The 20,597-nt window shown below is 54.1% G+C and carries 21 protein-coding genes; all 21 read left to right on the forward strand.

Annotated elements, in window-relative coordinates; genetic code table 11:
• Nucleotides 1-30 precede the first annotated feature (30 nt).
• The 21 genes from KQI75_RS01130 (at nt 31) to pknB (ending at nt 20,578) form a co-directional block, all read left to right on the forward strand.
• Complete coding sequence (locus KQI75_RS01130; protein WP_216468850.1) at nt 31-270, forward strand: putative Se/S carrier-like protein; 240 nt, start codon at nt 31-33, stop codon at nt 268-270.
• Entirely contained in the window at nt 254-1,432 is a 1,179-nt protein-coding gene (locus KQI75_RS01135; protein ID WP_216468851.1) for an aminotransferase class V-fold PLP-dependent enzyme, read from the forward strand. The genes KQI75_RS01130 and KQI75_RS01135 overlap by 17 nt, the downstream gene beginning before the upstream one ends.
• Before the next feature lie 84 nt (nt 1,433-1,516).
• Nucleotides 1,517-2,395, forward strand: a complete 879-nt coding sequence (gene cdaA, locus KQI75_RS01140) for a diadenylate cyclase CdaA (protein WP_216468852.1) — start codon at nt 1,517-1,519, stop codon at nt 2,393-2,395.
• Nucleotides 2,392-3,624 carry a CdaR family protein gene (locus KQI75_RS01145; protein ID WP_216468853.1) on the forward strand — a complete coding sequence of 411 codons (1,233 nt, stop codon included), beginning with the start codon at nt 2,392-2,394 and terminating at the stop codon, nt 3,622-3,624. Before cdaA ends, KQI75_RS01145 begins: the two co-directional genes overlap by 4 nt.
• Nucleotides 3,625-3,685: 61 nt before the next feature.
• A complete protein-coding gene (locus tag KQI75_RS01150) occupies nt 3,686-5,317 on the forward strand; it encodes an NAD(P)/FAD-dependent oxidoreductase (RefSeq protein WP_216468854.1) in 1,632 nt (543 codons plus the stop codon).
• Nucleotides 5,296-5,697: a SoxR reducing system RseC family protein gene (locus tag KQI75_RS01155; RefSeq protein WP_216468855.1), complete on the forward strand. Its 402-nt coding sequence runs from the start codon at nt 5,296-5,298 to the stop codon at nt 5,695-5,697. The genes KQI75_RS01150 and KQI75_RS01155 overlap by 22 nt, the downstream gene beginning before the upstream one ends.
• 90 nt (nt 5,698-5,787) lie before the next feature.
• Complete coding sequence (locus tag KQI75_RS01160; RefSeq protein ID WP_216468856.1) at nt 5,788-6,672, forward strand: DUF5685 family protein; 885 nt, start codon at nt 5,788-5,790, stop codon at nt 6,670-6,672.
• Nucleotides 6,659-7,300, forward strand: coding sequence for a J domain-containing protein (locus KQI75_RS01165; RefSeq protein WP_216468857.1), 642 nt, complete (start codon nt 6,659-6,661; stop codon nt 7,298-7,300). Before KQI75_RS01160 ends, KQI75_RS01165 begins: the two co-directional genes overlap by 14 nt.
• Nucleotides 7,301-7,318: 18 nt before the next feature.
• Nucleotides 7,319-7,825, forward strand: coding sequence for a hypothetical protein (locus KQI75_RS01170; protein ID WP_216468858.1), 507 nt, complete (start codon nt 7,319-7,321; stop codon nt 7,823-7,825).
• Between the two features lie 195 nt (nt 7,826-8,020).
• Nucleotides 8,021-8,887, forward strand: coding sequence for a YicC/YloC family endoribonuclease (locus KQI75_RS01175; RefSeq protein ID WP_216469290.1), 867 nt, complete (start codon nt 8,021-8,023; stop codon nt 8,885-8,887).
• A gap of 12 nt (nt 8,888-8,899) precedes the next feature.
• A complete protein-coding gene (gene remA / locus KQI75_RS01180; protein WP_216468859.1) occupies nt 8,900-9,163 on the forward strand; it encodes an extracellular matrix/biofilm regulator RemA in 264 nt (87 codons plus the stop codon).
• Nucleotides 9,156-9,740 carry a guanylate kinase gene (gene gmk / locus KQI75_RS01185; protein ID WP_216468860.1) on the forward strand — a complete coding sequence of 195 codons (585 nt, stop codon included), beginning with the start codon at nt 9,156-9,158 and terminating at the stop codon, nt 9,738-9,740. The genes remA and gmk overlap by 8 nt, the downstream gene beginning before the upstream one ends.
• Before the next feature lie 35 nt (nt 9,741-9,775).
• Nucleotides 9,776-10,126 (forward strand): DNA-directed RNA polymerase subunit omega, encoded by a 351-nt coding sequence (gene rpoZ, locus KQI75_RS01190; RefSeq protein WP_216468861.1) that lies wholly within the window; start codon nt 9,776-9,778, stop codon nt 10,124-10,126.
• Nucleotides 10,077-11,318: a bifunctional phosphopantothenoylcysteine decarboxylase/phosphopantothenate--cysteine ligase CoaBC gene (gene coaBC / locus KQI75_RS01195; protein WP_246566289.1), complete on the forward strand. Its 1,242-nt coding sequence runs from the start codon at nt 10,077-10,079 to the stop codon at nt 11,316-11,318. The genes rpoZ and coaBC overlap by 50 nt, the downstream gene beginning before the upstream one ends.
• On the forward strand, nt 11,315-13,774 hold the full coding sequence (priA, locus tag KQI75_RS01200; protein ID WP_216468862.1) for a replication restart helicase PriA: 2,460 nt from the start codon (nt 11,315-11,317) through the stop codon (nt 13,772-13,774). The genes coaBC and priA overlap by 4 nt, the downstream gene beginning before the upstream one ends.
• 38 nt (nt 13,775-13,812) lie before the next feature.
• Entirely contained in the window at nt 13,813-14,298 is a 486-nt protein-coding gene (gene def / locus KQI75_RS01205) for a peptide deformylase (RefSeq protein WP_216468863.1), read from the forward strand.
• Nucleotides 14,295-15,230, forward strand: a complete 936-nt coding sequence (gene fmt, locus KQI75_RS01210) for a methionyl-tRNA formyltransferase (protein WP_216468864.1) — start codon at nt 14,295-14,297, stop codon at nt 15,228-15,230. Before def ends, fmt begins: the two co-directional genes overlap by 4 nt.
• Before the next feature lie 20 nt (nt 15,231-15,250).
• Nucleotides 15,251-16,630, forward strand: a complete 1,380-nt coding sequence (rsmB, locus tag KQI75_RS01215) for a 16S rRNA (cytosine(967)-C(5))-methyltransferase RsmB (protein WP_216468865.1) — start codon at nt 15,251-15,253, stop codon at nt 16,628-16,630.
• Nucleotides 16,631-16,633: 3 nt separating this feature from the next.
• On the forward strand, nt 16,634-17,680 hold the full coding sequence (rlmN, locus tag KQI75_RS01220; protein WP_216468866.1) for a 23S rRNA (adenine(2503)-C(2))-methyltransferase RlmN: 1,047 nt from the start codon (nt 16,634-16,636) through the stop codon (nt 17,678-17,680).
• Between the two features lie 4 nt (nt 17,681-17,684).
• Nucleotides 17,685-18,416: a Stp1/IreP family PP2C-type Ser/Thr phosphatase gene (locus KQI75_RS01225; protein WP_216468867.1), complete on the forward strand. Its 732-nt coding sequence runs from the start codon at nt 17,685-17,687 to the stop codon at nt 18,414-18,416.
• An 11-nt stretch (nt 18,417-18,427) separates the two neighbouring features.
• A complete protein-coding gene (gene pknB / locus KQI75_RS01230) occupies nt 18,428-20,578 on the forward strand; it encodes a Stk1 family PASTA domain-containing Ser/Thr kinase (protein ID WP_216468868.1) in 2,151 nt (716 codons plus the stop codon).
• Nucleotides 20,579-20,597: the final 19 nt, after the last annotated feature.

Consider the following 20,597-nt stretch of genomic DNA (forward strand, 5'->3'; position numbering starts at 1 on the left):
AAAGAGGAATTTTTCCGGAGGTGCGGAGATATGCAATCCAAACGTCTGATTTTGAGTCGGTCGCAGAGCGAGGCGCTCAGGTTGTCCCAAGCGCTGACCGCCTGCGGCATTGCCAATACTTTGACCCGTCCGCCGCGTTCCAAGCAGATGCCGGCATGCGCGTGGGCGGTTGCCATAGAGCAACGAGACCGAGCGCGGGCGCAGGACTGCCTGCGCCAAAGGGAAAACGATGCGTGGTGCTGGGAGGATGCCAATGATTTATCTGGATAACGCAGCGACGACACTGGAAAAGCCGCCTGCGGTATCACGCGCCATGTGCTGGGCGATGCGGCATGCCGGAGGCGCCGGCAGGAGTGCGCATCCGCCTGCGATGCTGGGAGCAGATATTATTTATGATACCAGACGGCTGGCGGCACAAGTTTTTGATGTACCGGACCCGACGCGCGTGATATTCACGGCGAACGCAACGCAGGCGCTCAACATGGCGCTGTACGCGATGGCACAGACGCGCCGCCATTTTGCCATTTCCGGCTTTGAGCACAACGCGGTGTACCGCCCGATATTGGAACTGGTCAAGAGGAACAACCTCAAGCTGACCATGCTGCACAGTGCACTGTGGGAGGATGCGCTGCTGCTGGAACAGGCGGAACAGGCCATTCGAGACGGCGCAGACTGCTTTGTGCTGTGCCATGTGTCCAACGTCTTTGGCTATATCCAACCGCTGGAACAATTGGATGCGCTGCTGTCGGAGCATGGCATTCCACTGGTTTTGGATGCGTCACAATCCGCCGGTGTTTTGCCGCTTTCCGTTTCCAAGCTGCACAGTCTTGCCGCAGTCGGAATGCCGGGGCACAAAGGGCTATACGCCCCGCCGGGAACAGGAATGCTTTTGTGGATGTCGCAGGACCTGCCCGCGCCGCTGCTGTTGGGCGGCACCGGCAGCCTGTCAGAGCAGGCGGACATGCCGGACTTTTTGCCGGATCGCTTGGAATCCGGCACGGTCAATGTGGCAGGCATCGCAGGATTGTTCGAGGGCTTACAGTTTGTATCCAAACTGGGTGAATCGGAGATTGCCGCGTGGGAGTGCAAACTGCGCGATTTAGTGACAGAAAAGCTGCGTGAAGTTCCGGGCGTGACGGTTTACGCGTCGCCGAATCCACAAAAGCAGACCGGTGTTTTGTCGTTCACCTGCCGCCAGCTGCCGTGTGAAATCGTCGCGCAGCGGCTGGCAGAGCACAACATCTGTGTGCGGGCAGGTCTGCACTGTGCCCCGCTCGCGCACAGCACAGCGGGAACGCTGGAAACCGGAACCGTGCGCATTTCGCCGGGATGGTTTCAGTCCGTGCGGCAGGTGCGAAAGTTTTGTGACATCTTAGCACACATTTGCGGAAAAGAATCTGACCAAATTTGTGACGAAGTGTTCACACACTGAAAAAAGTGTGGTAAGATAATATCAAGCATGGATTTCTATGCAGGAAGCCGTCTTATGACGGGAGTAGGGAGACGGAACAACTCTATGAACTATATGCAAGTGATTTTGCAAAATTTAATGTCTTTGACATTCTCAGATGTGATAGATATTGCGGTGGTCTCGTTTCTTATTTACCAGATCGTCAAGCTGGTGCGAGAAACGAGTTCTACCCGCATTATTCGCGGTGTCATTATTTTGATTGCCGCCATGTGGCTGTCCAGTATTTTGCAGCTGACGATGGTAAATTATTTGTTTAAGGCAGTGCTCACATGGGGCATTGTTGTCATGGCCATTGTATTCCAGCCCGAATTGCGCCGAATTTTGGAGCGCGTCGGCAAGAGCAAGCTGTCTACGCTGATGATTCGCAACGATGCAATTCCGATGGAGGAGTCGGTGATCCGTGAGATGGTGCACGCCTGTTCAGAGATGTCGTGGTCGCGCACCGGCGCGTTGATTGTCTTTGAAAGAAAAGAAAATCTGAGCGATATCATTCGCACCGGCACGGTTGTCAACGCAGACGTCAAGGATGAGCTGATTCGAAACATCTTTTATGAAGGTGCACCGCTGCACGACGGCGCGATGATTATTCGAGACGGGCGCATTCATGCTGCTGGCTGTGTACTTCCGTTGTCTCCCAACATGAATTTATCCAAAGAGCTTGGCACCCGCCATCGGGCAGCTGTCGGCATGAGTGAAAAATTTGATTCGCTCAGTCTGGTTGTATCGGAGGAGACCGGCTCCATCTCTATTGCGATTGACGGAAAGCTGCAGCGTCATCTGGTGCCGGAGCAACTGGAAGAAATTCTGCGCGCAGAACTTCTCGTGCATGATTTGGACGAAGAAAGACCCGATATGGATTCCTCGCCGAGCTTTTTTGAAAATCTGCAGGACAAGCTTCCTGGTTTCGGGAGGAAGAAAAAATGAGAAAATGGATTACACAGCATGATGTCCTGACAAAACTGCTCTCGATTGTGGCTGCGTTTATTTTATGGAGCTACTTTATGGGGGCGCAAAATCCAACACGCACGCTGGAATATAAAGATATTGCCGTACAGCTGACAGGTGTAGACCAACTGTACAACAACTACAATTTAAAAATTATCGAGGGCGCCGATGCGACGGTGGACGTCAAAGTGTCCGGTTCCACAAATCGGCTGGCAACACTCACCGCCTCACAAATTAAGGTGCAGGCGGATGTGTCGGAATCCATTACGGCGCCGGGCACATATCAACTGTCATACACGGTCATTTTGCCGGAGAGCGGCATGACCTGCGAGAGCAGAACGCCGGACAGCATCACCGTCAAGGCGGATGAAATGGAAACCAAAAAAGTGCCGGTTTCTGTCAATCTCAGTAAGTCGGCATCCAAAAACTATATCTTTGATGATCCGCAGCTGTCGGCGGAAACAGTAAAGATTTCCGGACCGGCAACCGTTGTCGATCAGGTGTCGACAGCGGTGATTGATTTGGACACGAGCGGAGTGGAAAAGACGCTGACGGACAATTATTCGTACAAGCTGGTCGATGACAACGGAAAACAGGTGGACACTGCCAATATTTCCCGCGATATCGCGAGTATCACCGTGACGCTTCCGGTCAAGGAAATCAAGTCGGTTCCGCTGGAAGTGACTGTCTCTCCGGAGGATGCAGCAGCGGCTATCTCGACGACCATTTCGCCGAAATCCGTAGAGATTATCGGAGATCCGTCCGCAGTCGATGCGGTTTCGTCCATCAAGCTGGGCGCAATCAACGCGACCACGGCGGAAAATGGTGACACGCATACGTTTGATATTGAGCCGCCGACCGGTGTATCGCTGAATGACGGACAGCCGGCCTCGGCAACCGTTACGGTATCCGTTGCGCAAGACATCACACAGAAATACACCATTACGGATATTACGCTGAGTGACGACGACAAGGATTCCAGTGCCACGGTGACACTGAATACGCAATCTTTGGATGTCACCCTGATTGGACCGGAAAAGCTGCTCAAAAAGGTGAGCACGGACGACATTCAAGCGGTTGCGGAGCTGTCATCTAAGGAATTGTCGGACGGTGAACACACCATCGGTGTCACCGTGAGCAGTCCGGACGGCACGACGGTCAGCGGAAATTACAGCGTAAAGATTACGATTTCACGAGACAATGCATAACACAGATTGCTGCCATTGACCATTCAGTGGCAGCAATTGCTATTCTACAAAGGAACGATACATGTCAATTTTAGTTGGAAACATCAGATTGCCGCTTGGCGCTGCAGATGCAGAAGCGCTGGAAGCGGCGGCAAAAAAATGCGGACTCTCCATGAGAGAGCTGTGCGGTGCACATATTTACCGCGCATCTATTGATGCACGGCGCGGAAAAATCACGCGTGTGCTGTCTGTTTTGCTGGATTTGGCGGAGACGCAGCGGGAAGAAGCTGTGGTTGCGCGCGTGGGAAAAAACGATGTACGTCTCAAAAAGCCTGCGCAGCAGCCTGTGCCGACCGGCACGGCTCACATGGAGCACCGACCGATTGTCGTCGGTTTGGGGCCGGGTGGCCTGTTCGCCGCTTATGTCTTGGCAAAAAATGGCTATTGTCCGCGTGTTTTTGAACGCGGCCAGTCGATGGAAAGCCGTGACCGCGCGGTAACGGCGTTTTTCTCTGGCGGAGCATTTGACCCTGCCAGCAACATTCAGTTCGGAGAGGGCGGCGCAGGCGCATATTCGGACGGCAAGCTGACCACACGCATCAATGATCCGATGAGTGAGTGGGTGCTGCGGATCTTTGTCGAGCACGGTGCACCGGAAGAAATTTTGTACAAAGCAAAGCCGCACATCGGCACGGACATTCTCAAGCGCGTTGTGTGCTCTATGCGCGAAGAAATCATTCGCTTGGGAGGAGAGGTTTATTTTGGCTGTACGCTGACCGGCGTGCGCAGCCGCAACGGCGCGCTGACTGCTGCCGTGATTGACGGACAGGAAATTGCCTGCGACCGTCTGATTTTGGCGATTGGTCACAGCGCGCGCGACACCTTTGAACATCTGCTGCACAGCGGTGTGTATCTGGAGCCAAAGCCTTTTTCTGTTGGTGCCCGCATTGAACATTTACAGGAAGACTTAAACGCCAGCTTGTACGGCAAACTGGCGGGACATCCCGCACTGCCTCCGGCGGAATACACGCTGTCGCATCGGGAAAACGGCCGCGCATGCTATTCGTTTTGTATGTGTCCGGGCGGACAGGTTGTCGCGGCACAGAGCGAACCGCATGCCATTGTCACCAACGGCATGAGTTATCACGCGCGGGACGGACGCAATGCCAATGCGGCTATCGTGGTGTCCGTCAATCCGTCGGATTTTCCGACTAGTGATGCGCTGGGCGGCGTGGCATTTCAGCGGGAGATCGAACGCCGTGCGTTTCAATTGACAGGCGGTTACCGTGCACCGTGTCAAACGGTTGGCGATTTTTTTGCAGGAAAGCCATCGCGCAAGCATGGACGGGTTGCACCGACCTATCCGATTGGTGTACAATATACCTCGCTGGGGAGCGTGCTGCCGGATTTTGTCCTTGCGCACATGCAGATTGGTCTGCGGCAATTCGGCAGAAAAATTCGCGGGTTTGACGCGCCGGATGCATTGCTCACTGCGCCGGAAACCCGAACCAGCTCTCCGGTTCGCATGACGCGGCTGGATAACCGGCACAGCCAGCAGATCGCCGGTCTGATTCCGTGCGGAGAAGGCGCGGGCTATGCAGGCGGCATTATGAGCGCAGCGGTAGACGGTATTGGCTGCGCACAAGAAATTTTACAAACATTCCGTCCTCTCGAAGAAAGGAGAGATGAAGTATGCAGCAAACAGCGACAGTAACCAAACTGCTGTCCAGCAATCAGGCAGAGCTGACCGTGCATCGGCAGACGGCCTGCGGACATGACTGTTCCAAATGTGGCGGCTGCGGTGAAATGGTCACCAAGCCGATCACTGTCATTGCGGATAATACCATAGGCGCGGATATCGGTGATACCGTTGTGATTACCGGCAGTTCAAAACAGGTGCTGGGATTGGCGGCGATTGTCTATGTGATTCCGGTCGTGCTCTTTTTTGCACTGTACGCGGTTGCAGCGGTCGCTTCGCTTCCGATACCGGAGTTGTGGGGCGGTGCAGGTTTCTTCCTCGGCATCGCCGGCGCACTGCTTGTCAATAGGCATCAGAAGAATAAGAAGCCGATCTACACTATTTCCAAACTGTAAATTTTCGGAGATTTACAAGGCTGGCGCGTGCGTCAGCCTTGTATTCTGAGCAAAGATACAGTAAAATGTATTTTGAGGTGAAAAAACACAATGTTCGGATTTGTTCGACCGCTGCGCGGAGAACTCAAGGTGCGCGAGTGGGAGCGCTTTCAAAGTGTCTATTGCGGCCTGTGCCACACCATTCGCCGCCGGTACGGCTTCATGCAGACGATGATGCTCAGCTATGACTGCACGTATCTGGCATTGGTGCTGGATGCGTTGGAGCCTGGCGGCGGGGAACAATGTAAACGGCGGTGCGTCATGCACCCGTTTCGCCGCCGAACCTGTGCGGCGAGCAGCGATGGGATGATACGTGCTGCCGCTGTCAGTGTGATTTTATGCTGGCATAAGCTGGCGGACACCATCGCGGATGACCGCGGTGCAAAGCGTCTGGCGGCAAAGATATTTCGGCTGTTTCTTCGCCGCGGATACCGCAAGGCGGCGGCAGAGCTGCCGCTTTTTGACCGGGAAACGCAGAGTTGCCTTGCGCAGCTGAGCGCGTTGGAACGACAAAAAACGCCGTCGCTGGATCGCCCTGCCGATGCTTTCGCATCCATTTTGCGGGCAGCGGTCGCGGACTGGCGCACAGACGGCCGCATCCTGCAAGAGATGTTTTATCACGTGGGCAGATGGATTTATCTTGTCGATGCCTGTGATGACATACAGGACGATTTTGCATCCGGCAGCTACAACCCCGTGCTGCTGCGCTGGCAGATGACGCAGCCGGAGCTGCTGCTGCCGGTGAAAGATGCGATGAATCACACGCTGCTGCAGTCGCTCGCAGCGGCATATCATGCATATATATTATTGCATCCACTGCGGGATGCGGGGATTATAGAAAATATTTTGTGTCAGGGACTGCCGGAAGTTACGCGGCTGGTTTTGAACGGCACATTTTCAAATCATGGAGGAAAGAACAGGCATGGATCCTTATAAGGTACTCGGCGTTTCGCCATCCGCTTCAGAAGATGAGATCAAGCGCGCTTACCGAGACTTGGCGCGAAAGTATCATCCGGACAACTACATCAACAATCCGCTGGCAGATCTTGCAAAAGAAAAAATGCAGGAAATCAATGACGCGTATGACACGATCATGAAGCAGCGGCAGAATGGTGGAACCGGCAGCTCCTATTCGCAGCAGAGCAGTTCCGGCGGCGCATATACCGGCGCTGCTTCCAATGGCGGATTCAATGGGTATTCCTCCAGCTATTCCGGCTCCAATGCCGGCGTGTATGTACAGGTGCGCAACGCAATCAATGTGGGCAATATCGGTATGGCGGAAGAACTGCTGTCACGCATTTCCAATCGTGACGCCGAATGGCATTTTCTGCGTTCCAATGTGTGCTATCGCAAGGGCTGGTTCGATGAGGCTGCGCAGGAAATCAATCAGGCGTGTGCGATGGCGCCGGGAAACATGGAATACCGCCGTATGCAAAATGTTTTGAACAATAGCTCGGTATACGGCGGCTATCGCCCGATGCAGCAAAACGATGCGGCGGATTGCTGTATGCAGCTGGCGTGCCTGAACTGTCTGTGCAGCTGCTGCGGAGGCGGCAGCTGTTAAAGAAACGAGGCGAAAGACATGGAACGAAAACACAACAATACATTGACATTCTGCGCCATGATGGCAGCACTCAGTATCGTCGTGCTGCTGCTCGGCTCTCTGCTGCCGGGCATGCGCCTGACTGTTGCAGCCATTGCGGGCATGATAGCCGCACTCGCTGTCCTGCGCGGCGGCTTGGGATACGGCGTTCTCACGGTGCTGGCGACGGCAATCTTGGCGTTTCTGCTGCTGCCGTCCAAAGAAGTGGCGCTGATTTATGCGGCGTTTTTTGGACCGTATACGATTGTCAAGAATCTGATTGAACGCATTCACCGACAGCCGGTCGAATGGGTGCTCAAACTGCTGTTTTGCGGTGTGGTTGCGTTTTTGCTTGTCTTTTTGTCTGGCTCGCTGCTCAACCTTATTCCGTCTGTGCTGGCAGACCACGCATGGGCGATTGAGCCAATTATTTTAATAGTCTTTGTACTGTATGATATCGTGTTCTCTAAAGTCATTGCCTATCTGTTTGAACGCCTGCATTGGTAAATGTGTATTGTGAATATGCATAGAAAAACGAGAAAATTTAAAAAATATTTAGAGATTTATTACGAAAATGGCCCGTTTTGCTTGAACGAAAGCAAGGCGGGCTGTTACAATATACTGAAGAACCCTTTTCGAGCATATGGCGAGTAGAAAAAGGGACGAAAAAACCATCAAATAGGAGGAATTTTCTTGAAAAGCATGACCGGATACGGACGAGCAAGACAGATGCTGCACAGCCGCGACATCACCGTTGAGCTTCGTTCCGTCAATCACCGCTATCTGGATGTCAACGTAAAGGCTCCGCGCATGTACGGCTTTCTGGAGGAGGCGGTCAAAACTGCTGTCAGCCAGATGATTGCACGCGGCAAAGTGGATATTTTCATTACGATTGATGCGAGCGCATCCGACGATGTGAAAATCTCTCTCAATCGGAAGCTGCTGGAAAATTATTTGGAACTGCTGCATGAGATGCGTGATGCGTATCATATGCAGGACGATGTCAGTGTGATGGCGGCTTCCCGTCTGCCGGATGTCTTTACGACAGAGAAGCAGGAAGCGGATGCTGACGAGCTGACTGCAGATGTTTTGCAGGTGCTCCAGGCCGCAGGCGCAGATTTTTGCGAGATGCGCGCCCGCGAAGGCGAGAAAATGAAGGAAGATGTGCTGTCGCGCGAGCAGACCATTCTGCGCTATGTCACAGAAATTGAGAAGCGCTCGCCGCAGGCAGTGGCAGAGTACCGCGCCAAGCTGACCGCTCGCATGAATGAGGTTCTGGCGGATACCACGATTGACCCGCAGCGTATTTTGGCTGAAGCGGCGATTTATGCAGACCGCACAGCTGTAGATGAAGAATCCGTTCGTCTGCGCAGCCACATGCATCAGCTGGAAATCATGGCGGCAGAAGAAAAGCCGATTGGCCGCAAGCTGGATTTCTTGGTACAGGAAATGAACCGCGAAGCGAATACCATTGGTTCCAAGGCAAATGATATGGAAATGGCACAGATTGTCGTGGACATCAAGGCAGAGATTGAAAAAATCCGCGAGCAGATCCAGAACATTGAGTAACGGAGGCGTCTCATGAAGCTCATCAATATTGGATTTGGCAACATGATTTCTGCGGATCGTCTCATTGCGATTGTCTCGCCGGAGTCTGCGCCGATTAAGCGCACGATTCAGGAAGCGCGTGACCGCAACATGCTCATTGATGCAACATATGGCAGACGCACGCGCGCAGTCATTATTATGGACAGCGACCACGTTGTGTTGTCTGCGATTCTGCCGGAGACCATTTCGGGAAGAATGGACAGCCGCAGTACAGAGGAGGAAAAAATCGATGTCTGAAAAAGGAATTTTGTTTGTGCTTACAGGCCCGTCCGGTGTCGGCAAAGGAACCGTGCTCAAGGAAGTACGTGCGCACAAGCCGTTGTTTTACTCTATCTCTGCTACGACCCGTGCACCGCGCGCAGGAGAGCAGGACGGCGTGCACTATCATTTTATGGCCCGCGAAACGTTCCGGCAGCTTGCGGAACAGGGCGGCTTCTTGGAGCATGCAGAGTTCAGCGGCAACTGTTACGGCACACCGGCGGCACCGGTAGATGAAGAATTACAGGCCGGCAGAGATGTTTTGCTGGAAATTGAAGTGCAGGGCGCCATGCAGGTCAAGGACATTCGGCCGGAAGCGGTTCGTATTTTCCTCGCACCGCCGAGCTTTGAAGAGCTGGAGCGCAGATTGATTGGACGCGGAACAGAAGAACCGGAAGTCATTCAGCGCCGTCTGGATACCGCCAAGCATGAGTTGACGCTCGCGCCGGAATTTGATTATATCGTTATCAACAACACCGTAGAACAGGCGGTCAGTGATGTGCTCGCTATCATGCAGGCAGAGGCATGCCGTTCTTCTCGTGTGACACTGAAATAATAAAAACAAGCGTTTATTAAAGGAGTATATATACTATGTTAAAGCCATCTATGCAGGATTTGATGAAGAAGGTCAACAACCGCTATCTGCTGGTTAATCTGTCCGCACAGCGCGCACGCGATCTGTGCTCGGAAGAAGAAACGACCGGTAAGGAGCTGCCGGATAAGCCGGTCAAGCTCGCACTGGACGAAATCAGCGACGGCACCATTGAGTACCGCGAAGGACCGAAGCCGGAGCCGGAAAAGCAGCCGGAGGATTTTGTTGCTGCTGCTTCCGCCGAGGAGGAAACTGATTTGTTTGCAGAGGACGGCGCAGACGAGACTGTAGAAACCGTTGATGAGACTGACACAGAAGAAGGAACTGCAAGCGATGAACTTTTCCGGTAAAACTGTCGTTCTCGGTGTAACCGGTGGCATTGCGGCATACAAAGCCTGTGATTTGGTCAGCCGACTGCACAAGAAGGGCATACAGATTCGTGTCATTATGACAGAACATGCGTGTGAATTTGTTCAGCCGCTCACGTTGGAAGTGCTGTCCGGAAACCGCGTCGTGACGGATATGTTCAACCGTGATTTTCCGTGGGAGGTGGAACATATCTCGCTCGCCAAGGCGGCAGATGTTTTTGCCGTTGTTCCGGCAACCGCCAACATTCTGGGCAAATATGCGCACGGCGTGGCGGATGACATGCTGTCCACAACGCTGCTCGCTACCCGTGCGCCGGTGCTGTTTGCTCCGGCGATGAACACGGCGATGTATGAGCATCCGGCCGTACAGGAAAATATCACCACGCTCAAGCGGCGCGGATGTCTGTTTGTCGAACCGGCATCCGGTCATCTGGCATGCGGAGACACCGGAAAGGGCAAGCTGGCAGATGTAGAGAAGATTGAGCAGGCAATTTTAGACGCACTGACAGAAAAGGACATGCAGGGCATGCATGTGACGGTCACAGCGGGTCCGACGCGGGAAGCGATGGATCCGGTGCGCTTTCTGTCCAATCATTCTACCGGCAAAATGGGGTATGCCATCGCCCGCAGTGCGAAGATGCGCGGGGCGGAAGTCACGTTGATTTCCGGTCCGGTCGCGCTGGAACCGCTGGACGGTGTGCGCATGGTTCCTGTTACGTCTGCATGTGATATGCGCGAAGCGGTCATGCAGGCTCTGCCGCAGTCTGATCTTGTCATCAAGGCGGCGGCTGTCGGAGATTATCGGCCGGCGACCTTTCAGGACGATAAGATTAAAAAACATGACGATGATATGTCGGTTTCTTTGGTGCGAAATCCGGATATTCTGGCGGAAATCGGTGAAAAACGCCGCGATGACCAAGTTATTTGCGGTTTTTCCATGGAAACACGCGATTTGCTGGAAAATTCGACGAAGAAGCTCCAGAAGAAAAACTGCGATGTCATTGTCGCCAATAATTTGAAAGTAAAGGGTGCAGGATTTGCAGGTGACACCAACGTTGTCACGCTGCTGTATCGAAACGGAAAAGTAGAGCCGCTGGAGCTGATGGAAAAAGACAGCGTGGCGGATATTCTGCTCGAACGTCTCGTTGCTCTGTACCGCGATAAAAATGCATGAAACAAGAAGTTTGCCGTGTAGCGATTTCCGGCGCGACGTATGCGTTTGATAAGCTGTACGACTACGACATTCCGCCGGAGCTGGCGGGAGCAGTCGTGCCCGGCGTGCGGGTGCTCATTCCGTTTGGACGCGGTGACCGCACGCGGGAGGCGATTGTTGTGCGCATGGGCTGCGACCCGCGGGCACAATATGAGCGCAAGTGCATACTGGAGGTGCTGGATGCGGAACCGGTGTTAGACGAACACGCGCTGTCTCTGGCGGCGCATTTGTGTTCCACGCTGTTTTGCACGTTTTATGATTGCGCCCGCGCGATGCTGCCGGCAGGGCTTTGGTTTCGCAAAACCGAGCGATATGAGCTGACGAAATCAACAACCGAAGCGATGAGGCAGGAGCTTGCAGCGACCTATCCGGTGCTACAGAATTTTTCCAAACGAAAGCGTGCGATTGCGGTCAAGAAATTGACCGAGCTGTGCGGTGGTGCGCTGCCGGAACAACAAATCCACGCGCTGGTGCAGCAGCACATTTTGCAGCAGACGAGTACCTTTGACCGGCGCATGAACGACAAGACCGTGACAATGCATCGGCTGGGCATGCCGTACGATGACGCGATGGCAATGGCAGAACGCGGACGCAGTTCGGTTCGTATGGACATTGTCAGTGTGTTGGCGCAGGAAGGACGCATGAGCCGGACAGACCTGAAATATATGACCGGTGCGAGCGACAGCACAATCCGTGCCATGGTCAAAAATGGTATGCTGGCTCAATGGGAGGAACAAACGTTCCGACTGCCCGAGCAGCCGGAACTGTCGGAACGAAAAGAGTTTGTGCTCAGTCAGGCGCAGCAGACGGTGTATAACCGCATGGAACCGCTGCTGCTGTCCGGACATCCGGAAGCGGCACTGCTGTTCGGTGTGACGGGCAGCGGCAAAACGCAGGTGTATATGCGGCTCATTGACCGCACGTTGCAGGCTGGGAAAAGCGCGATTGTCCTTGTACCGGAAATTGGCTTGACGCCGCAGCTGATTTGCAAATTTATGGCGCAGTTCGGCAGCTGCACAGCCGTACTGCACTCCGCCCTGTCGGTCGGAGAACGATATGACAGCTGGAAACGAATTCGCTCCGGAGAAGCCCGCGTGATTGTCGGCACACGGTCGGCAGTATTCGCACCGGCGCAGAATTTGGGGCTTATCATTTTGGACGAAGAACAGGATGACGCCTATAAATCCGAAAACAGTCCGCGCTATCATGCGCGGGATGTGGCAAAATACCGTGCGATGCAGGAAAATGCGTTTGTGCTGCTCGGCTCTGCAACACCTGCGATTGAGACATTTTATGGCGCAGAGACCGGAAAATATCCCGTGCTGCATTTGCGCGAGAGGTATTCCGGTGCAGCACTGCCGCGCGTCACGATTGCAGACATGCGCGGCACGATACAGCAAGGGTATATCAGCGCCATCGGCCCCGTTTTGCGGCAGGCCATGCAGCGCTGCTTTGCGGAGGGGCATCAGTGCATTTTGTTTTTAAATCGGCGCGGTGCTGCCAAACAAGTCACATGCCCATCGTGCGGCTGGACGCCAGCGTGTCCGTCGTGCAGTGTTTCGATGACGTATCATTCCGTCAATCACCGCCTCATGTGTCACTATTGCGGCAAGAGCATTCCCGTCCGGCGCACCTGCCCGAACTGCGGCAGCACGCACCTCAAATGGGAGGGCACCGGCACACAGCGGTTGGAGACAGAACTGCAGCAGATGTTTCCGGAGCGAAAAATTCTCCGCATGGATGCGGATACGACAAGCACCAAAGGCTCGCATGCGAAGCTGCTGGAAGCGTTTGCAGAAGATCAAGCGGATATTTTGCTTGGCACACAGATGGTCACCAAGGGATTGGATTTTGACCGCGTGACGCTGGTCGGTATTGTAGACGCGGATCAATCGCTGTTTGCGCAGGATTACCGCGCGCGCGAGCGCACGTTCTCTCTGCTCACGCAGGTTGTGGGACGCGCCGGACGCCGGCAGACACAGGGACAGGCGATTATTCAGACGTATCATCCGCAGGACGAGGTGATTTTGGACGCAGCGCGGCAGGATTACGAACGATTTTATGAGGCGGAGATAGAACGCCGCCGGATGCTGCAATGTCCGCCCATTGCGCAGTTGGTTGTGCTGACTGCCGTGGGAGAACGTGAACGCGATGTCTTGGCGGCGCTGGTCGCCGTCAAGCAGCGTATGGAGAGCTTGATGGCTGGCGCGTTTTCGGATTTTTGCTATCCGATTTTGGGGCCTGCACCGGCAACTGTGGTGCGGGTGCAAAACCGATACCGCTATCATTTGACCATCCGCTGTCCGGACAACAAGCGCCGACGCGCGTTGCTTGATGGTATTTTGCGGGAAGCAGGTGCCAGCCGCAATTTCCGCGGGGTGACCATGTATGCAGATGTCAACCCGATGCAGATATAATACAGATAGAATCATAAAAACCAAGAGGAGTTTATCAAATGGCTGTAAGACCTATTATTTATGATCCGGATCCGATTTTGTACAAGAAATGTCATCCGGTAACAAAATTTGACAAGAAGTTGGGAAACATCCTGACGGATATGACCCAGACAATGATACATGCCAACGGTGTAGGTCTGGCAGGCCCGCAGATCGGTTATATGCGCCGTGTCTGCGTGGTGCTCGACACGCTGGACAATGACAAAATTATTGAGATGGTCAATCCGGAAGTAGTTGCAACCGAAGGGGAGCAGACCGGTTCGGAAGGCTGCCTCAGCTTTCCAAATAAATTCGGTATGGTTACCCGTCCGCGCATCGTAACCGTTCGCGCGCAGGACAGAAACGGCGAATGGTTCACGGTTCAGTCGCATGATTTGACGGCACGTGCATTCCTGCACGAGATTGACCATCTGGATGGCCATGTATTTACGGAAAAGGTAACCGAGTATATCAACATGGACGAGGAAGAGGACGAAGTAGAATGAGACTGGTCTTTATGGGAACGCCGGATTTTGCAGTCAACTCGCTGGAGCGCTTGATTCAGGACGGACATGAAATTGTCGGCGTATTTACCCAGCCGGACAAGCCGCAGGGACGCAAAATGAAGCTGACTCCGCCGCCTGTAAAGCAGCTTGCCTTGACACACGATATTCCGGTGTATCAGCCGGATTCCTTCAAAAATGAGAGCCAGCTGGAGCTGCTGCGCGAGCTGAATCCGGAAGTTATTATTGTTGTGGCATACGGAAAACTGCTGCCGGGCTATGTGCTGGATCTGCCGAAATACGGCTGCATCAATGTACACGGCTCCCTGCTGCCGAAGTATCGCGGCGCGGCGCCGGTGCAGTGGATGGTGCTCAATGGCGAACAGACCGCCGGTGTCACGACGATGTATATGGATCGCGGTTTGGATACCGGTGATATTTTGCTGACCAGCGAAACGCCGGTCGGCGAGAACGAGACCGCAGGGGAGCTGTTTGACCGTTTGGCAGCGATGGGCGCGGATTTGCTGGCGGAAACGCTGGAACGTCTGCCGCAGGGCATTGCGCGCACGCCGCAGGACGATGCACAATCCACCTATGTGTCTGTACTGAGCAAAGAGATGTCGGTTGTTGATTGGAGCAAACCGGCACAGCACGTACACAACCAGATTCGCGGCTTGGATCCGTGGCCGGTTGCAGTGACCACACGCGGAGATGTGCGCCTCAAATTGTTCCAGTCGCGCATGACAGACGAAACTGCGCAGGTACCGGCAGGTACGGTGACGGTTGCAGATCCGAAGAAGGGCTTGTTCGTCGCTTGCGGCGACGGCCGTGTTTTGCAGATTACAGAAATTCAGATGGTCGGCAAAAAGCGCATGGCAGCCGGTGACTACCTGCGCGGTCATGCAATGGAGCCGGGAACGGTTCTTGGCTGCTGAGAAGCGAGAGGAGGAACAGCATGCGTGAGAATACCTCCGCCCGCGAGGCAGCGGCACGGGCTTTGTTTGCCATTCGAGAAGATGACGCATGGAGCGCACCGGCGCTGAAGAAATATGCGGCGGGTCTTTCCAAGCGCGATGCTGCGCTGGCAACTGCATTGGTCGGCGGCGTGCTGCAAAACCAAGCGATGTGCGATTTTTATCTCGCGCATTACTCCAAGGTTCGTTTGAAAAAGGTTCATCCGCGCGTGCTGGATGTCCTGCGCATGGCGGTGTATCAAATGGTTTGGATGGATCGCGTTCCCAATTCGGCGGCGGTCAATGAAAGCGTTCGACTGGCGCGTTCGCTGTGCCGCGCAGACGCGCGCACCGTGAATTATGTCAACGGACTGCTGCGAACCATTGCGCGTCATGTCGACCAGCTGCCGCAGCCGGACTGTGAGACAAAGGCGGAATACTACTCGCTGCGGTACAGCCATCCGCGCTGGCTGACAGAATTGTACTTGGAACAGTTCGGCGTGAAACAGACGCGACTGCTGCTGGAAGCGGACAACGAACCGGCACCGACTGTTTTGCGCGTCAATACGCGAAAGGCCGACACCGAAACGGTGAAATCGCGCCTTGTGCAGCAGGGTGTCAGCGTGCAAGTACACGAGAGCGTTCCGAACTGCCTGACGGTCTCCGGAACCGGCAGCTTGGAACAGCTGGATGTTTTCCGCGAGGGACTTGTCACGGTACAGGACGGCGCAAGCCAAATGAGCGTGTATGCGCTTGATCCGAAGCCGAACAGCCGCGTACTGGACTGTTGTGCGGCGCCGGGAGGCAAAAGTTTTTTTGCCGCTGAGCGCATGGAAAACACCGGCAGTGTAACCTCGTGCGATATTTATGAGCACAAGCTGCATAAGATTCAGGAAGGCGCACAGCGTTTGGGACTCGACAACATCCACACGCAATTGCAGGACGCCGCACAGTTCCGACCAGAATGGGAGGAAGCGTTTGATTATGTGCTGTGTGATGTGCCGTGCTCCGGCTTGGGCATTATTCGCAAAAAGCCGGAAATTCGCTATAAAGATGCGAGTGCATTGGAGTCTTTGCCGGAAATTCAGCTGGCAATTGTGAAAAATGCAGCACGATACGTAAAAAAAGGTGGAATTTTGGTTTATTCGACGTGCACTGTGCTGCGCCGAGAAAACGAAGAAATTGTGGAAGCTTTTTTAAACAGCACGCCGCAGTTTGAAAAACAGACATTTTCTCTGCCTGTGTGTGAACAACCTGTGGATGGGTCTGTCACTCTACTGCCGCAGGTACATCATACAGATGGATTTTTTGTTGCAAAATTCCGAAAAATGGCTTACTATGAAAAAGATGACAGCACGCAGGTGCTTTCATCGGAGATTTGACATATGACAAAACCTGAGATTAAATGCCGGACACTGCCGGAGCTGAAGGAAGAGCTGCGCGGGATGGGGGAAAAGCCGTTTCGTGCAGGACAAATCTTTCAATGGCTGCATCAGGGCGTTTCTTCCTTTGATGAAATGACCAATGTTTCCAAGCAGCTTCGCGCTAAGCTGTCCGAACAGTATCTGCTGACGGCGCCGAAGATCCTGCGCAAGCAGGTATCCAAAGTGGATGGCACAATCAAATATCTGTGGGAGCTGCACGACGGCAACTGCATTGAGAGCGTATTTATGCGGTACCATCATGGCAACTCCGCCTGTGTGTCATCTCAGGTGGGCTGCCGAATGGGCTGTAAGTTCTGCGCATCGGGTCTGGGCGGACTGGTCAGAAGCCTGTCTGCCGGCGAAATTCTCGATCAGATTCTGTTTATGCAGAAGGACACCGGCGAGCGCATCTCCAACATTGTACTGATGGGAACCGGCGAGCCGCTGGATAACTATGACAATGTCCTGCGGTTTATCCGATTGGTCGGTGCGCCGGAGGGGCTGAACATCGGACAGCGCCATATTTCGCTGTCTACGTCCGGCTTGGTGCCGCAGATTCGCCGCCTCGCTGAGGAGAAGCTGCAGATTACCCTGTCGATTTCCCTGCATTCTCCGGACAATGAGAGCCGCAGCGCTACCATGCCGGTCAACAAGAGCTTCCCTGTCGAGCAGCTGATTGCCGCCTGCCGAGATTATTTTGACATGACAGGGCGCAGAATTTCGTATGAATATACGATGATTGACGGGGTCAGCGACCGCCCATGGCAAGCGAGAAAGCTGGCTGAGCTGCTGCGCGGCCGTCCGGCGCATGTAAATCTAATCCCTTTAAACCACGTTACGGAGAGCGGACTGCGCACTTCACCGAAGGAGCATGTCGCGGCTTTTCAAAATATTTTGGAAAAGAACGGAGTCACGGCGACAGTCCGGCGCACATTGGGGCCGGATATTGACGCATCTTGCGGGCAGCTGCGCCGCAGGCACATCGGTGAAACGTTCGGGAAAGAGTGATACAATGAAAGCATATGGCAAAACCGATAAAGGTCTGGTTCGAGCGAACAATCAAGATACCTTTCGCGTAGACGTTCCGGAAAGCGGGATGGGATTTCTCGTTCTCTGCGACGGCATGGGCGGTGCCCGCGCCGGAAATATTGCCAGTGAGCGTGCAGCGAATCGGTTCTTGGAGACCATACAAACGGCGGATGCCGCAGACACCAGTACAGACACACTGGCGGATTTGGTCGAAAAGGCTGTAAAGCTGGCGAACACAGAGGTGTTTGAGCTGTCTCAATCCTCTCCGGCATACAACGGCATGGGCACGACGCTGGTTGGCGGCATCTGCGTGGATGATCGTGTGATTCTCGCCAACGTCGGCGATTCCCGCGCGTACCTGATTGATGGGGACAAAATCGCACAGATGAGCGCAGATCATTCGCTGGTTGCAGAGATGGTTCGCAGCGGACGACTGACCAAGGCGGAGGCTAAGACGTATCCGGGACGCAATCTCATTACGCGGGCAGTTGGCGTAGACAGCAGCGTCGAAGCGGATGTATATGAAATCAAGATGCACGAGGGGCAGACGCTGCTTCTGTGTTCGGACGGTCTGAGCGGTCCGGTGACGGACGCAGAGATCGCGGCGGCTGTCTCGCAGGCGCCGACGATGGAACAGGCGTGCACGCAATTGATTGAGCTGGCTTGCAAGGCCGGTGGGAATGACAATATTACTGTTGTATTGTACACCAAGTAGGAGACATGGGAATGGAAAATTTAGTTGGACAAACACTCGGGGGACGGTATGAAGTCCGCGAGGTGATCGGAACCGGTGGTATGGCCATTGTATACAAGGCCTACTGCACCGTTCTCCATCGTTATGTTGCCATTAAGGTCCTGAAAGAAGAATTTTCACAGGATGAAGAATTCCGCAAGCGCTTTTACAACGAGGCACAGGCGGTAGCAAAGCTCTCACAGAACAATATTGTTTCGATTTATGATGTATGTCATGCGGACAATTGTCCGGAGTATATCGTCATGGAATTGTGTGAGGGTGTCACCCTGAAGGATTATCTTCGCAAGAAGCATCACCTGACATGGCAGGAAACATTATATTTTGCACAGCAGGTAGCACGCGCACTGGATCACGCGCACAGCCGCGGCATCATCCATCAGGACATTAAGCCGCAGAACATCATGCTGCTGCGTGACGGCACGGCAAAGGTCATGGATTTCGGCATTGCCAGCTTTGCAAACAGCCAGGAAACACGCAAGGTGTCATCTGAGGCGATTGGCTCCGTGCACTATATCTCTCCGGAGCAGGCAAAGGGCATTACGGTCGATTTCCGCACAGATCTGTATTCGCTGGGCGTTGTGATGTATGAGATGCTGACCGGAACCTTGCCGTTCCGCGGTGATACCGCCGTTGCGGTTGTCATGCAGCATTTGAATACGGTACCGCCGGTACCGAGCAGCATTGTGCCGGAAATTCCGAAGGCGATGGATGAAATTGTCATGCACGCGATGTGCGCAAACGTCAACCAGCGCTACAGCTCCGCAATGGATATGTTCCGCGATATGGAACGCCTGCGTTCCAATCCGAATTTGGTGCTGAATTATTCCTCGCATAACAGCGATTTGGACGAAACCCGCGCGATTCCGTATCATCATGATGAAGATGCGACACAATATATTCCGCACACACCGGCGGCAGAGACGGATGAGGACGCAACACAGTACGTGCCGCGTGCGACGGACAATCTGAGCCGTTCGCAGCCGAGCAGCAATTATGTGCAGCGCCCCGCAGAACCGTACGACGACGATGATGAATACGAAGCGCCGGTCAGACAGCGTTCGAACGGCGGCAAAAAGAAATCCAGCGGTACAGGCAAGGTGGTTGCCGGTGCAGTGATTGTCGTTTTGCTGGCAGTTGTGGCGTTCTTTGCCTTGAAGATGGTGAACAGCGGCGGCGATACGAAAACATTGCAGGTACCGCAGTTCATCGGTTTGAACTACTCCAAGGACATCAAGGGCAACAGCGAATATTCCGACTTCAGCTTCCAGATTACCGAACAGGAGTTCACAAAGAGCGAAGCGGAAGATAAGAATTATTCTGACGGAGACGTCATCGACCAGAACCCGCGCGCAAAGACGACGATTGATGCCGGAACAACGGTATCGCTGACATTGGCTTCTGTCGTTGCGGATGAGGAAGAAACCAACACGGTTTCGGTTCCGTCTTTGGCAGGCAAGAGCTATGAAGATGCGCAGAGTGCTTTGCGCGCCAAGGGCTTGAAGGCAAAGCGCACCGAAAAAACCTCGGAGAGTGTGGCACAGGGCTATGTCATCGGCAGTGATCCGGAAGCCGGAGAAGATGTAGAAGTCGGTTCTACCATTACTGTGATTGTATCTTCCGGTTCGGCAAACACCAACAAGACGGTTCCGAATCTGAAGGGCATGACCGTAGAGCAGGCTACTGCCGCTTTGGAAAAAGCTGGACTGTCGCTGGGTTCCGTGCATGAGCAGGAGAGCACAGAGACCGCCGGCACGGTTATCAGCCAGACTGTACCGTACGGAACAGAAGTCGCAAAGGGCACCAGCGTTGGCATTACCATCGCCAAGGAAGCCGCAACGACGGACGATCAGCCGGATGACAACAATGGAGGCGGCAACGGCGGAACAGGTTCTGCTTCCGTCAGCGTAACTTCCTCGAAAATTACAGTGAGCAACCTCCCGACGGATCGTGACACGTGCAGTGTCACGATCTCCGTCGGCGGTTCGACGCTGTACAGCCATACCGTTCGCACGAGCGCCGGCACGGCGAGCTGCAATGTCAGCTACAGCAGCACCAAGCGCGTTGTTGTGACGGTTGACGGTTCGACCATCTACGATCAGGACGTTGATTTCAGCAAACTGTGATAGAAAAAAGGAATACAAT

It is taken from the genome of Butyricicoccus intestinisimiae (assembly GCF_018918345.1).
Taxonomy (GTDB): Bacteria; Bacillota; Clostridia; order Oscillospirales; family Butyricicoccaceae; genus Butyricicoccus_A; species Butyricicoccus_A intestinisimiae.

What these genes read in the sequence shown, in the direction of transcription:
- KQI75_RS01130 (WP_216468850.1), top strand. Translation starts at nt 31, where the DNA reads ATGCAATCCAAACGTCTGATTTTGAGTCGGTCGCAGAGCGAGGCGCTC.
- KQI75_RS01135 (WP_216468851.1), top strand. Translation starts at nt 254, where the DNA reads ATGATTTATCTGGATAACGCAGCGACGACACTGGAAAAGCCGCCTGCG.
- cdaA (WP_216468852.1), top strand. Translation starts at nt 1,517, where the DNA reads ATGAACTATATGCAAGTGATTTTGCAAAATTTAATGTCTTTGACATTC.
- KQI75_RS01145 (WP_216468853.1), top strand. Translation starts at nt 2,392, where the DNA reads ATGAGAAAATGGATTACACAGCATGATGTCCTGACAAAACTGCTCTCG.
- KQI75_RS01150 (WP_216468854.1), top strand. Translation starts at nt 3,686, where the DNA reads ATGTCAATTTTAGTTGGAAACATCAGATTGCCGCTTGGCGCTGCAGAT.
- KQI75_RS01155 (WP_216468855.1), top strand. Translation starts at nt 5,296, where the DNA reads ATGCAGCAAACAGCGACAGTAACCAAACTGCTGTCCAGCAATCAGGCA.
- KQI75_RS01160 (WP_216468856.1), top strand. Translation starts at nt 5,788, where the DNA reads ATGTTCGGATTTGTTCGACCGCTGCGCGGAGAACTCAAGGTGCGCGAG.
- KQI75_RS01165 (WP_216468857.1), top strand. Translation starts at nt 6,659, where the DNA reads ATGGATCCTTATAAGGTACTCGGCGTTTCGCCATCCGCTTCAGAAGAT.
- KQI75_RS01170 (WP_216468858.1), top strand. Translation starts at nt 7,319, where the DNA reads ATGGAACGAAAACACAACAATACATTGACATTCTGCGCCATGATGGCA.
- KQI75_RS01175 (WP_216469290.1), top strand. Translation starts at nt 8,021, where the DNA reads ATGACCGGATACGGACGAGCAAGACAGATGCTGCACAGCCGCGACATC.
- remA (WP_216468859.1), top strand. Translation starts at nt 8,900, where the DNA reads ATGAAGCTCATCAATATTGGATTTGGCAACATGATTTCTGCGGATCGT.
- gmk (WP_216468860.1), top strand. Translation starts at nt 9,156, where the DNA reads ATGTCTGAAAAAGGAATTTTGTTTGTGCTTACAGGCCCGTCCGGTGTC.
- rpoZ (WP_216468861.1), top strand. Translation starts at nt 9,776, where the DNA reads ATGTTAAAGCCATCTATGCAGGATTTGATGAAGAAGGTCAACAACCGC.
- coaBC (WP_246566289.1), top strand. Translation starts at nt 10,077, where the DNA reads ATGAGACTGACACAGAAGAAGGAACTGCAAGCGATGAACTTTTCCGGT.
- priA (WP_216468862.1), top strand. Translation starts at nt 11,315, where the DNA reads ATGAAACAAGAAGTTTGCCGTGTAGCGATTTCCGGCGCGACGTATGCG.
- def (WP_216468863.1), top strand. Translation starts at nt 13,813, where the DNA reads ATGGCTGTAAGACCTATTATTTATGATCCGGATCCGATTTTGTACAAG.
- fmt (WP_216468864.1), top strand. Translation starts at nt 14,295, where the DNA reads ATGAGACTGGTCTTTATGGGAACGCCGGATTTTGCAGTCAACTCGCTG.
- rsmB (WP_216468865.1), top strand. Translation starts at nt 15,251, where the DNA reads ATGCGTGAGAATACCTCCGCCCGCGAGGCAGCGGCACGGGCTTTGTTT.
- rlmN (WP_216468866.1), top strand. Translation starts at nt 16,634, where the DNA reads ATGACAAAACCTGAGATTAAATGCCGGACACTGCCGGAGCTGAAGGAA.
- KQI75_RS01225 (WP_216468867.1), top strand. Translation starts at nt 17,685, where the DNA reads ATGAAAGCATATGGCAAAACCGATAAAGGTCTGGTTCGAGCGAACAAT.
- pknB (WP_216468868.1), top strand. Translation starts at nt 18,428, where the DNA reads ATGGAAAATTTAGTTGGACAAACACTCGGGGGACGGTATGAAGTCCGC.